Here is a 12,103-nt window from a genome sequence, read left to right on the forward strand (position 1 = left end):
TATCCAGAAGTTGGGCGGTGGCGACTGTCTAGAGAATATTCAATCCCTGAATGATTAAATGCACAACTGTTAGAACTAACAGGCGGAGGGTCGTTGTGTGCCACAACAGTGTCTTTTCGAACCAATGGCAAGCCAGCAAAGAATTAAGGACGCGTCGAAGTTCAAGTAAGAAAGCGTCTTGCGTGCGCTTGGCGTGAAAAAAAGGCCAACTAATTCCAGCCAGGGATGCGGATTACCTGGCGTAATCCGCCCTACAGTTATTGCGGCATCGACCATGATTGCAGGGTGTAGCCTTCTTCGCTCAGCTCGGCGCGGGCCTGTTGCAGCAAGCACTCAAGCTGCGCTGGATCGGTATAGGCGCTGCTCGGGATCTGCGTGCGTCCAATATTGTTATTGGTGCGATCGATAACGGTCAGGGTCAGTTCGCCATTACCGTCTTGTGGGGCCCAAGCCACGCATTTGAACGGTTTAAACGCGCGGTCGGCAATCAAAAGAGCTTCGTTGACACGGAGTGGGGCGTTCATAGGTCGTCTCTCTATAGGCCCAGTCAAGTCAATTGCCGTCGGTTGGGCTTACCGTTCGGCTGGTTACTTGTACTGATGCCCGCAACCGGGGTTCAGGTCACACTCAAGCAAAAGAAATTTCAACTTTCTTTCGCATCCCAAGGATACAGCCTCGCGTTGAAAGCGTAATGAAAGAAAACTTTCGTCAGATGGCTGGAAAATCCCGCTTCTTATAACTCTTTATCTAGAAGCCCTATAGTCAAACGGTACAAGCGCCCGTCAAATTCTTGCTAACGTTACAGCCAGGTCCGCCAAATGACTGTTTTTAATAAAAAATCCTAAAATTTGGCGTCAAGGAAATCACATGAACGAAGCGCCTGCGTTACGTCGTTTATTAGTGGTGGATCCCTGCGACGACTGCCATCGTCTGTTGCCGGGATTACGCTCCGTGGGATGGGACGTTGATAGCTGTTCGCTGGACAACGCCGCCGATCGTAGTTGCGACGTGGGCTTGCTACGATTACAGCCCTTTCACCTCGAGCATCCGGATACCGTCAAAGAGGTGATCAGCCGCAGCGGTACCGAGTGGATCGCCGTACTCAATCAGGATGTCCTGCGGCTACAGAATGTCGGGGACTTTGTCTGCGAGTGGTTTTTCGATTTTCATACCTTGCCATTCGATGTCTCCAGGGTCCAGGTCACGTTGGGTCGGGCCTTTGGCATGGCGCGGCTGCGCGGACAGGGCACGGTTCATATCGATCAACCCGAGCACGAACTGCTTGGCGACAGCAAGCCCATACGCGAATTGCGCAAGTTACTGAGCAAGCTGGCACCCACTGAATCGCCGGTGTTGATTCGTGGCGAAAGCGGTACTGGTAAAGAATTGGTGGCGCGTACGCTGCATCGACAATCCCTGCGCCACAACAAACCTTTTGTCGCGATCAATTGCGGGGCTATTCCCGAGCACCTGATCCAGTCCGAGCTGTTTGGCCACGAGAAGGGGGCCTTTACGGGGGCCCATCAACGTAAGGTCGGGCGGATCGAAGCGGCCAACGGTGGCACGCTGTTTCTCGACGAGATCGGCGATCTGCCCCTGGAACTGCAGGCGAGCCTGTTGCGGTTTCTCCAGGAAAAACACATCGAGCGGGTGGGCGGCAGTCAGCCGATTCCGGTGGATGTGCGGGTATTGGCGGCAACCCATGTCGATCTTGAGGCGGCGATCGAAAAAAAAGGCTTTCGCGAAGACCTGTATTATCGTCTGAACGTGTTGCAAGTCGCGACCGCGCCCCTGCGTGAGCGCAATGGCGATCTGTCGATGCTGGCCAACCATTTTTCCCATTTCTACAGCCACGAAACGGGCCGCCGTCCCCGCAGCTTCAGTGAAGACGCACTGATAGCCATGGGCAAACATGACTGGCCGGGCAATGTGCGCGAGCTGGCCAACCGGGTGCGGCGCGGGTTGGTGCTGGCCGAGGGCCGGCAGATCGAAGCGCGAGACCTCGGGCTGATCAGCCATCACACCGTTGCCGCGCCGATGGGCACGCTGGAAGACTACAAGCACCGGGCAGAGCGCCAGGCCTTGTGTGATGTACTAAACCGCCACAGCGACAACCTGAGCATTGCCGCCAAGGTCTTGGGGATATCCAGGCCAACCTTCTACCGGTTGTTGCACAAGCATCAAATTCGCTGAACACAATACTGTAGGCGCGAGCATGCTCGCGATGGACCACAGGACACCACGGGGGTGCCAGGCTTCCCGCGTAATCGTTGAGGACCATCGCGAGCATGCTCGCTCCTACAGTAAAAGCCCCGTTGCGAGTGAAGTCGCAACGGGGCTTTGTCGTGGGTCAGAAGTAGTACGGGAATTTCAGGCTGAAGGAAAAATCCGGCGAGTCGTCGGTCAGGCCGATGGCCAGGTTGGGAACGATCGTAAGGTTGTCGGTGGCGGCCAAGGTCATGCCGATGTTGAAGTTGGCCGAGTTGTAGTCGCTGTTGGAGATCGATTGCCAGTCGCCGCCATCCGGCTTGATCTTGCTCTTGCGTGCGAACTGATCGGTGAAGGAGAACGACATACTCATCTTCTCGTTCAAGGCGAAGGCAATGCCGGCGCCAATCTGCCAGGAATCGCCCAGTTTCACGTCCCCGGGCACCTTGGAATTGACCTGAGGGCTGATGTCGCTGAAAGAGTCCTCCATGTTGTAGGTGTAGGCCAAGCTGCCGAACAGCACGGCCGGGTCGAAGGTCTTGACCAGCGAGATCCCCGGGGTGATCGACCAGACACCATTGCCGGTCGGCAAGTCTTCGGGTACCGCGAGGTTATCGTTGCCCGGGACCTCGATCAGCTTGATGCCGTAAGGGTCTTCCCCGGTTGGCGCCTTGATGCGCAGTGTCGCCACCGCGTCGGGCAAGTTGGCCGACTCGTCGAGGAATTTGTAGGCCACGCCAACGTTCACATCGCCGATGGCCGGGTCGCGGGTAACGGTTTCGTCTGAAACCCCGTTGGCGGCGCCGCCGGCGCCACCGGAGGAGTACGTCGACTCGCGATAGATCACGGGGACGTTAATGTCGAACTGCCAGCGTTGCGCTACGTTGTAGCGGGCGGTCAGGTCCAGTGTCCAGTTGTCAGCCTTGATACGGTCCAGGTTGATGTTGCCGAGAAAAATCGAGTCCAGTGCCAGGAAGCCGTTGAGCGTCAGCGCACGGGTATCGTAGTGCGTGTAGGTCAGGCCGGTTTCGACGCTGAACTTGCCACCGCCGAAGAACCCGCTGGCTTCGTCGTACAGGTTGGAAACGCTTTGCGCCGGTTCCGAGTCATCCTTGAGCGACTGCCCATAGGAGCTGCCCGTGGTTCCGGGCGCGCCGGTAGCCACCTTCTGGCCACTATTGGGCGATTCCGCGGGGGATTTGGTCAGGCGTTTGGGCGCAGGTGTAGCAGGAGCTTCTTCGACTTGTCGAACGCGCTGTTCGAGAACCATCAGCGCGTTCTGTTGTGCTTCGTAACGCTGTTTCAACTCCATGAGTTCTTGTTTTAGTGCTTCTACCTGGGGGTCCGGTGCTGCGTATAGCAATGGGGCCGGTGCCAGGCTACTCAGACAAACGATAACTCTGAACGTTAACGATCGGTGCATGGATTAGCCGTCCCTTCTGACTACAGATGATGAGACTGAGCGTAGATCAGAATCCTTGAGTGCGAAGACCTTTGAGCTGGTCCAGGTTGCCGTTCAACGAGCCGGCTGTCGCCATGTTGTCGCGCAGCACGACATTCAACGATGTGAGGTTCCTGACCTGGTTGCTATTGCCGAGCAACGTCGTGTTCTGCATCAACCCGCCCTGGGCCAGGCGTTGCATGGTGCTGCCCTGGTTGTTGTTGGCCATGATGTTAAGTTGTACCCCAGAACCGCTCGAGGAAACGCTCAGCGTGCCCGCGCCATTGGAACCGACCAAGGTCGAGCCCGCGGCAAGTGCCTGGCCCTGCTGTGGCGTGGCTGGCGCCTGGTTGGCCTTGGTAACGTTGATATCGACGTTGTTGTAGGCACTGTTGTTGTCGCCGGCAGCCCGCACGACTTGAGTGACGCCTTCGGTGCTGTTGAGGCCGCCACCGCCGGTGACCGTGCCAGTACCGGTGCTTTGGGTGCGCGCTGAGCCAGTGCCTTTTTCGTCGATCAACGACACATAGAATTGTGGCTTGATGGTCGACTGTTGAATTTGCATCGAGGACGTTGCCCCGATCACTTCCCCGTTGGCGTTTTGCCACGTGCTGGTCATGGCAATGCCGAAACTGATGATCCGTCCCGGCAAGACATATCGCCCGCGCAGGCTTGCCAGTTCCTGGTCGTTCAACTCAATGGGTTTCAATATTTCTGCATGGATCGGCAGGCTGGCGGCCAGGCAAACGACGGCCAGCCAGATTGGAGTCTTCATTGGATACTCCCGGAGCATCATGCTCGCTTGTTATTAGAAGAAGTCACTTTGTATGAAGCCGAAATCCATCAACTCCGCGTCCTGCACCGGGCTGAAGGTATTGACGCGGTTCTTTGCAGTCAGCGGCAGAGGCGGGTCGAGCAATGCATTATTTTTGTCGTAGCCTTGGCCGATGACGGCAAAGATGATGCCGTTCCAGCCTTTGATAAAGTCATCGACTTTGTAGCGTTTGTGCCCGAGTACCGGATCGCCGATATAGACCCAGTCGTTATGGACTCTTTGCATGACCACAAAGTGTTTGTAGCCACGGATGTCCATGAGTACCACCACGGGAATCCTGATCTCCTTCAAAGATTCAGGTGACACACGATAGCCACGCGCCCGCATCCCGAGACTTTCCACGTAGCGCTTCATGTCGAGCATGGAGAAGCCCTGGACGCGAACCAGATCCTGATCGGAATGTGACAGCATGCCTTCGATGATCTGTTCTTCGTCTACGTCAAGCCAGTAGGCCTGGCGCAAAATGGTCGCCAGCGCAGCGGCGCCGCAACTGAAATCGGTTTTCTGCTGCACCAGGTCGGCAAACTTGCGCTCGCGAATGCTCTGGATCGGCTTGTACACCACCGCACCGCCTGGCAGGACGGACAGCGGCAGTTGCGCAGCCTCGATCACACTGGACACGCAAAGCAAGATTGCCAAGGCGATAATACGCATGGTGGGGACGCCTTCTGGTTGGGTTGAAAAGGCCCCCGGAAGGGGGCCTCGACTGACAGCATTAGAACGATTGGTTGGAGATGGCCAACGAGTTGCTTTGTTGGTTGCCCACACCAGCAGCCACGTTGACGCCCAGGTTGCCGCTGCCGCCGTTCACCGAACCGCTCAGGGTTGCAGTGTTGGTTACAGGGTTGGCCCAGCCGGTTGGAGTCAGCACTTGATAAGAGTAGGTGTTGCTCAAATCATAAGAGCTGCTTTCGCTCCAGCTTTTCGCTTTTGCGTACTCGGATTCGGACGACTTGCTGCCCGACTTATCGTACGAGGAGGCGTTCGCTTTCTCGAACGAAGTATCGAACGATTTCTCGAACGACGAATCGCGCGATTTGTCGTACGAGGATTCACGATTTTTCTCGTACGAAGAGTCGTAAGACCGGTCGAACGAGGAATCACGAGATCTGTCGAACGAGGATTCGCGCGATTTGTCGTACGATTTGTCTACCGACACGTCAAGCGATGCGCTGAGCGATGCGGTAAGCGATGCGTCGGACTCTCTGCTGCGGGTGCGATCGCCAAAACCGAAGTTGACGGTAGTGGAGCTCGAAGACGCAGCTGCCGCATCCAGGGAAGCATCCAGGGAAGCGTTCAAAGAAGCACTCGATGAACCGCTAGCGCTGCTGCTGTTGGAACCGCTGGCAGAGCTGCTGTTGGAACCGCTGGCAGCCATGCTGTTGGAACCGCTTGCGCTGCTGCTGTTGGAGCCGCTGGCATTACTGCTCTTGGAACCGCTTGCATCCAGGCTGAAGGAACCGCTGGCACTGGAGTTTTTGGACCCGGCAGCGGCCCAGCTCGACGAAGCGCTTTGACTGCCGCTAGCCTCGAAGGATTTCTCGCGAGAGGCACTACCGCTTGCGGTTTTGGTCACCGTAATGGTGTCCACGCGATAGGTGCGGTCAGCGGTGTTGTTCACGATCAGGCCAGGACCGTCTTGATTGGCGGAGGCAGTGGCCCTTGCGCTACCCAGCGGGGCATTGGTGTTGGCAATTGCCATGGTGTTTTTCTGCTGGTTCAGGTCGCCGCCAGCAATGTTGACACCCACGTTACCGCTGCTGCCATCGGCGGATCCACTCATCACGGCAGAGTTGGTTACGCCGAAGTTGTTGACGACGTTACGGTTGCTGGTTTGCCTGACGTCAGCGCTGGCAGTGGCAGTGCCGAACACGAAGCTGTTGTCGATCGCGGCGTTGTCGGACGCTGCGTTGGCGATGGCGGCAGCGTTGTCTTGCTGGTTGCCGTTACCGGCAGCCACGTTGACGCCGACGTTGCCGCTTGCGCCTGCGGCCGAACTGCTCATTTCGGCTGAGTTTTCTACCCCTTCATTCCAGATGCGGTTGCCGGTATTGCTTTGTCTGTCGTTAGCAGTGGCAGTCGCGCTGATAGGGATCATTTTTGGAGGAGGGGTTTGGTTGCCGCCGTTGTGATGACCATTGTGGTGGTCACGGCGATCGCCAGCTTGTACAGCAACAGCCATGACCGCAGCAATTGCGAAAACCAGAGGCTTTAATGCCATCGAAGGTTTCATGGTGATTCTCCGTACTTATTTTAGGTTAAGTGTTGTTATTACCTGTTTGGGTCAATCCACGACCCGTACGCTGAGGGTGTTGGCCATTCGGTTTCCCACCCCGGCGCTCTGATTCAGCTGAATCACCCCGCGGCTACCGGTGAAAGCCTGGTCACTGGTAGTGACCTGGCGATAGCCTGGTGCAGAGTCAGTTGGATCGGAGTTGTTGAGCAGCGTCACGTTCTGCTGCCTGAGGACGCTGTCGTCGATACTTTGCGGTTGCGTACCGATGCTGATACGCAAGGCGTTGGCTTGCTGGGTGCTGGCGCCCGCGCTCTGGTTGACGCCCAGCACGCCATTGCCATGGCTGAAGGAGTCGCCTTGAATGCTCGAGTGAGCATCCATCCTGGGGTCGACAATGGTACGTAGCCGTTGGCGAATCTCTGTGGTCGCGCTGGCACCATGGCCATTGACGATGGCCCTGGCATTCGCCTGCTGCTGCAGGTCGCCGGCCGCCTGGTTGACCCCAAGGTTGCCCTGGTACTGCGAGCCCGAACCGTCGATGTCGGCGTTATTGATGACGGGAGATTGGGCGAAGGTCGATGCACTGCAAAACATGGCGATCAGCAGCAGCGTACGATTCATCTTAACGGTCTCCCGTTATGATTCTCAAAGCGCCCAGGCCCTGCTGGACGTTTGAATTGACCATGTTGGCAATGCCGCTGCCGGAATTGCCCGAACGCCCGGCGGGGAGATTGGAAAGCTGGGTCTGGGTGCTGATATTGCCGCCCAGATTGTTGGTGTTTTGCGTCACCAGCCGGGAGATGCCTGCACCACTGGCAACGCCGGCAAAGTCACCGTCACTCAACTCGTTGGTTTGAGCGAGGATCTGTTTGGACGGGTTGGCGTTGACGGTCGTGGGGTTAGGGTCGGGAACGAGCGGCGCACTCGTCGCGTTGCGCACCTGGACATCACGCTTGATGATGATAATGCCGTTGTCCGCTTGTGCAGACAGGCAGGCCATTGAACTCAGTGTGCATCCGACCAGCAGGAGACTATGGATTTTGTTCTGGAGTTTCCCCACGGCGGCAATTCCTTCTGTAAGTGGAACGCTGGCCCTTATCAGCGTTGCAGGGGAAGAGAGCAGAAGGTGTGCCGGTTTTTGTTTTGTCTTTGATAACAGTGGCTTGGCTTTAACTGTTGAGGTGGTGAAAAACACTTTGTAACGTCACTGAGACAAAGCTGCGCGAAAGTGCCGTCCATGTGGGCGGCGTTGCTTGCTAAGGTCGTTTGGGGGGCGTTGTATCAGTGGCTTAACATTTTCTTGAGAAAATGCTCGAGCCGCTCTAGCTTGAGGTTTTGCGCGGGGCGAGGTGTTTCAGGAATGGACATTTTCTGGCAGCACCGGGCCGCACCCTGTCAGGTGCGTAGCAAGTGTTTCACAGCCTCGAAGGCCATGTCCTTGCGTTGTTGCCAGTCACCTTGCAGTACCTGATAAGGCTGGCGATGCAGGTCAAACCACTGGCGGCTGGCCTGGAAAAAAGCCTGGCGTTCTTCCAGTTGCGGCTGGCAACGTTGTCCGTCGTCATGCCAGGCCACGGTATCCGGGCTCAGCAGCACGTGAAGGTCGTAATGGCGCTTCTGCAAAGCCCCTTCGATCCACGACGGGCAAGCGCCGAACAACGTTCGACTCCAAAGTACATTGCTTAACAGGTGCGTATCGAGAATCAACAGTGGCGGCCGTTTCGCCCGTGCCTGATCTTCCCACGTAAGCTGGCCAAGTGCTATGGGCGTAATGTCTTCGTAGCAGGTTAGCCGGGCTTCATTCTCGATGAAATACCGAACATACTCGCCGACCAATATGCCGCCGAAATTGGCGTGAATCTCGCTCGAAAGCCAGCTTTTGCCACTCGATTCCGGTCCTGCCAGCACCAGCACCTTCATGGGCATAGCACCGGGTCGCTGCGCCATGTCCGCCAGCCTTGAATGGCCAACAGGGTGAACAGGCCATACAGGGCAGCCGTCAGGTACATCCCCTTATAGAGGAATAAACCGACGAAGACGCAGTCCAGGACGATCCACAATGGCCAGCACTGCAGGCGTTTTTGCGCCATCCACCATTGCGCCACCAGGCTGAAGGCCGTGAGGGCGGCATCTAGCCAGGGTTGTGCGGCATCGGTCCAGTGTGCCATGGCGGCGCCCAGCAACAGGCTGCCGAGCGCGCCCAGGGCCAGCCCGGAAGCCACTGCTTGCCCCTCCAGCCGGCTGACCTCGCGTCCAAGATGCGCCTGGCCTGCGCGCGTCCACTGCCACCAGCCATAGATCTGCAGCGCGGCATATATCACTTGCAGCAACATGTCCGAGTACAGCTTCACCTCAAAAAAGATCCAGCTGTAGATCAGCACCATGACCAGGCCGATCGGCCAGCACCAAGGGTTCTGCTTGACCGTCAACCAGACGGCAATGACGCCGAGGGTAGCGGCAAACAGTTCAAGCCCGGACATACGTTTCCTTGGAAAATCGAAGAGGGGGGCGAATTGTAACCGGATTACCGGGAAGAGGCTTGATGCAGCGTCTCTCTCGGAGCCTGCAACACGACAGCATTAGGCGTACTTGTCTGCTAGGATTTCGTCCCGCACGCAAAAACCTGAAATCAAACTGATTTTTCACAAAACTCTGGAGATTTTTGCGTAGGCTTGTGCGCGCGGGACTCAACGACGCTGATTTACAGTAAACGGCTTTGAATAAATTAACGGGGCATGCGTCGACGCATTGTCTTTTGGGGGATTGATGGATCTTTGGACGGCCTTTCAGGCTTTGATTCTTGGCATTGTAGAAGGGCTGACGGAGTTCTTGCCCATTTCCAGTACCGGGCACCAGATTATTGTCGCCGACTTGCTCGACTTCGGTGGTGAGCGTGCCATGGCGTTCAACATCATTATCCAGCTCGGCGCCATCCTGGCGGTGGTCTGGCAGTTTCGTCGCAAGATTTTCGATGTGGTAGTGGGCCTGCCGACGCAGCCCAATGCCCGGCGCTTTACCGCCAACCTGCTGATTGCCTTCTTTCCGGCGGTGGTGTTGGGGGTGATTTTCGCCGACTTGATTCACCACTATCTGTTCAATCCGATCACGGTGGCCACGGCATTGGTCGTGGGCGGCATCGTCATGTTGTGGGCTGAAAAGCGCCAGCACGAAGTACATGCAGAAAGCGTCGATGACATGACCTGGAAAGACGCCCTTAAAGTCGGCCTAGCCCAGTGCCTGGCGATGATTCCGGGTACCTCGCGCTCAGGCTCGACGATCATCGGCGGCTTGTTGTTCGGCCTGTCGCGCAAGACTGCTACCGAGTTTTCCTTCTTCCTGGCCATGCCGACCATGGTGGGGGCTGCGGTGTACTCGGGGTACAAGTACCGCGACCTGTTCGTACCTGCGGATTTCCCGGTGTTTGCGATTGGCTTCATCACGGCGTTCATTTTCGCGATGATCGCAGTGCGAGGCTTGCTCATGTTCATCGCCAGCCACAGTTATGCGGTGTTCGCCTGGTACCGCATTGCTTTCGGCTTGCTCATCCTGGCCACCTGGCAATTCGGTTGGGTTGACTGGACCGCAGCCAAGCCATGAATGGCGTCAGCGCGCGAAACGGGGCAAACATCCGCCACCTGCGCCTGAAGTTGCTGGTGTTTGCGATGGTGTGCGCGCTGCCGCTGTTCGGTTCGATGTCGATGTGGCTGCAAGGGGGGTCGCTGATTCCCCTGGCGGCCTACGGCATCGTCAGCGTGCTGGCGTTCCTGCTGTACTGGAGCGACAAGCGCAAAGCGCGCGTTGATCACTGGCGTACGCCGGAAAACGTCCTGCATGCGCTGGAATTCGCTGGCGGCTGGCCGGGCGCCTTGCTCGCGCAGCAAGTGTTTCGGCACAAGACGCGCAAGGTGTCCTTTCAATTGGTGTTCTGGATCATCGTGCTGCTGCATCAGGTGTTCTGGATCGACCAGCTGTTCCTCGGGGCGCAGCTGTTCTCACTGCTCTAATCGAGGCGCTGCTAGAGCAACAGTCCGACCTGCGTGCGCTTGGGCAACTTGCTCACCACCAGTTGATGAGAACGCTGTAGCAAGCCCTGCAATTCCTCGGCGCCGAGCGGGTAGGGCGTGGTCATGATGATCCATTGTGCCCGGGCCAGATAAGGCGCCGGGTGAATGCCGGGACGGTCGCAATACCCCAGAAACAGGTCCTTGTCGACCTTGAAAGCCAGGGATTCTCCGCGCAGGTTCTGCAAGGCGAACATCTTGTTGCCGGCAATCGAAAACACCCGCACGCCACCCCATTTGTAGTCCTCACGGGCACCCGGCAAAGCCAGGCAGAAAGCCGCTACGTCGGCCTCGCTCATGCGTCCTGCCTTCATATCAAGCGATCTCCACAGGCATTGAATGTTTCGATCAGGTGGTCGAGCCAGGCGCGTACGGCCGGCATCACGCCGCGTCGATGCGGGTAGACCGCTTGCAACCAACCCCCGGGCAGGGACCACTCGGGCAGTAACTGTACCAGTGAGCCATTTGCCAGCTCCTGCTCGCAATACATCATCGGCAGCGTGGTAAAGCCCTGGCCAGCCAGTGTGCAGGTCTTGCGCACGATGAAGTCGTCGATGCCCAGCCGCGCTTCTAGGGCCAGGTCGTGCTTTTTGCCCTGGCGATCGACCAGGCCAATGTGCACCAGGCGATCCGGTTCGAGGGCGCCAAGTACCGGCAGGTTTTTCAGGTCATCGGGGTGATTGATCTCGAGCCCCTCGAGAAAGGCGGGGCTGGCAACCATCAGCATCTGCGCCTGGCGCAGGCGGCGAGTCACTAACAGCGGGTCTTCATCACCCGGTTCGCGCACGCGTAATGCAACGTCCACGCCTTCGGTCACCAGGTCGACGCGTCGATTGACCAGCATCACCTCCAACTGCACTTTCGGATATTTCTCCAGGAAGTTGCTGATTACCCCAGGCAGCATTTCGTGAGCCAGGCCGACCGGGGAAGAGACCCGCAAGCGCCCACGGGGTTCGCTGGACATACTGGCCACGGCTTCGTCAGCCATTTCCGCTTCCAGTAGCATTGCCTGGCAGTGGCGCAGATAACGTTCGCCCACGGCAGTGAGTTTCAATTGCCTTGTGGTGCGTTGCAGTAAACGTGCACCCAGGCGCTCCTCAAGCTCGGCGATGCGCCTGGACAGTCGTGACTTGGGAATCCCCAGTAAACGCCCGGCGGCCGCGAACCCGCCAGCCTCGACGACTTTGGCGAAGTAATAGAGATCATTGAGGTCTTGCATGGGCGTTTTCTCGATCGTTCTACCAGTGAGACAAACTATCGCATTGTTGCAGTCTAATCAGTTATTGGTTTGATCTGTAGGATTGTTTCCATCAGATCGCCCC

General features: G+C 57.4%; 14 protein-coding genes. 3 read left to right on the plus strand and 11 right to left on the minus strand.

Going from position 1 to position 12,103, the window contains the following annotated elements; genetic code table 11:
- Positions 1 to 257: 257 nt before the first annotated feature.
- Complete coding sequence (locus QLG10_RS02535; protein ID WP_110747535.1) at positions 258 to 524, minus strand: hypothetical protein; 267 nt, start codon at positions 522 to 524, stop codon at positions 258 to 260.
- 343 nt (positions 525 to 867) lie between these two features.
- On the opposite strand from QLG10_RS02535, the gene QLG10_RS02540 reads away from it, so the two are divergent.
- Positions 868 to 2,193, plus strand: coding sequence for a sigma-54 dependent transcriptional regulator (locus tag QLG10_RS02540; RefSeq protein ID WP_110747532.1), 1,326 nt, complete (start codon positions 868 to 870; stop codon positions 2,191 to 2,193).
- Between the two features lie 157 nt (positions 2,194 to 2,350).
- Here QLG10_RS02540 and QLG10_RS02545 read toward each other — a convergent pair whose 3' ends face one another.
- The 8 genes from QLG10_RS02545 to pnuC all read right to left on the minus strand — a co-directional run bounded on the left by QLG10_RS02545 (position 2,351) and on the right by pnuC (position 9,200).
- Positions 2,351 to 3,631 (minus strand): hypothetical protein, encoded by a 1,281-nt coding sequence (locus QLG10_RS02545; protein WP_033038538.1) that lies wholly within the window; start codon positions 3,629 to 3,631, stop codon positions 2,351 to 2,353.
- Positions 3,632 to 3,677: 46 nt separating this feature from the next.
- Positions 3,678 to 4,424: a hypothetical protein gene (locus tag QLG10_RS02550; protein ID WP_110747530.1), complete on the minus strand. Its 747-nt coding sequence runs from the start codon at positions 4,422 to 4,424 to the stop codon at positions 3,678 to 3,680.
- Positions 4,425 to 4,457: 33 nt separating this feature from the next.
- Positions 4,458 to 5,138: a C39 family peptidase gene (locus QLG10_RS02555; protein ID WP_020797151.1), complete on the minus strand. Its 681-nt coding sequence runs from the start codon at positions 5,136 to 5,138 to the stop codon at positions 4,458 to 4,460.
- 61 nt (positions 5,139 to 5,199) lie between these two features.
- On the minus strand, positions 5,200 to 6,717 hold the full coding sequence (locus tag QLG10_RS02560; protein ID WP_248677589.1) for a heme utilization protein: 1,518 nt from the start codon (positions 6,715 to 6,717) through the stop codon (positions 5,200 to 5,202).
- Positions 6,718 to 6,768: 51 nt separating this feature from the next.
- Entirely contained in the window at positions 6,769 to 7,341 is a 573-nt protein-coding gene (locus QLG10_RS02565) for an adhesin (protein WP_282485423.1), read from the minus strand.
- A gap of 1 nt (position 7,342) precedes the next feature.
- On the minus strand, positions 7,343 to 7,720 hold the full coding sequence (locus tag QLG10_RS02570) for a hypothetical protein (protein ID WP_110747519.1): 378 nt from the start codon (positions 7,718 to 7,720) through the stop codon (positions 7,343 to 7,345).
- A gap of 395 nt (positions 7,721 to 8,115) precedes the next feature.
- A complete protein-coding gene (locus tag QLG10_RS02575) occupies positions 8,116 to 8,640 on the minus strand; it encodes an AAA family ATPase (protein WP_282485424.1) in 525 nt (174 codons plus the stop codon).
- Entirely contained in the window at positions 8,637 to 9,200 is a 564-nt protein-coding gene (gene pnuC, locus QLG10_RS02580; protein ID WP_110747513.1) for a nicotinamide riboside transporter PnuC, read from the minus strand. Before pnuC ends, QLG10_RS02575 begins: the two co-directional genes overlap by 4 nt.
- 286 nt (positions 9,201 to 9,486) lie before the next feature.
- On the opposite strand from pnuC, the gene QLG10_RS02585 reads away from it, so the two are divergent.
- On the plus strand, positions 9,487 to 10,317 hold the full coding sequence (locus QLG10_RS02585; RefSeq protein WP_110747510.1) for an undecaprenyl-diphosphate phosphatase: 831 nt from the start codon (positions 9,487 to 9,489) through the stop codon (positions 10,315 to 10,317).
- Positions 10,314 to 10,724 (plus strand): DUF1294 domain-containing protein, encoded by a 411-nt coding sequence (locus QLG10_RS02590; RefSeq protein WP_188264499.1) that lies wholly within the window; start codon positions 10,314 to 10,316, stop codon positions 10,722 to 10,724. Before QLG10_RS02585 ends, QLG10_RS02590 begins: the two co-directional genes overlap by 4 nt.
- Positions 10,725 to 10,735: 11 nt before the next feature.
- On the opposite strand, the gene QLG10_RS02595 is transcribed toward QLG10_RS02590, so the two are convergent.
- Entirely contained in the window at positions 10,736 to 11,095 is a 360-nt protein-coding gene (locus tag QLG10_RS02595; RefSeq protein ID WP_110747504.1) for an MmcQ/YjbR family DNA-binding protein, read from the minus strand.
- The gene (locus tag QLG10_RS02600; protein ID WP_110747501.1) at positions 11,092 to 12,000 is read right to left on the minus strand and encodes a LysR substrate-binding domain-containing protein; all 909 of its coding nucleotides are present in this window, start codon (positions 11,998 to 12,000) and stop codon (positions 11,092 to 11,094) included. The genes QLG10_RS02595 and QLG10_RS02600 overlap by 4 nt, the downstream gene beginning before the upstream one ends.
- Between the last annotated feature and the right edge of the window lie 103 nt (positions 12,001 to 12,103).

The sequence above is a fragment of the Pseudomonas sp. V98_8 genome (assembly GCF_029967975.1).
GTDB lineage: Bacteria > Pseudomonadota > Gammaproteobacteria > Pseudomonadales > Pseudomonadaceae > Aquipseudomonas > Aquipseudomonas umsongensis.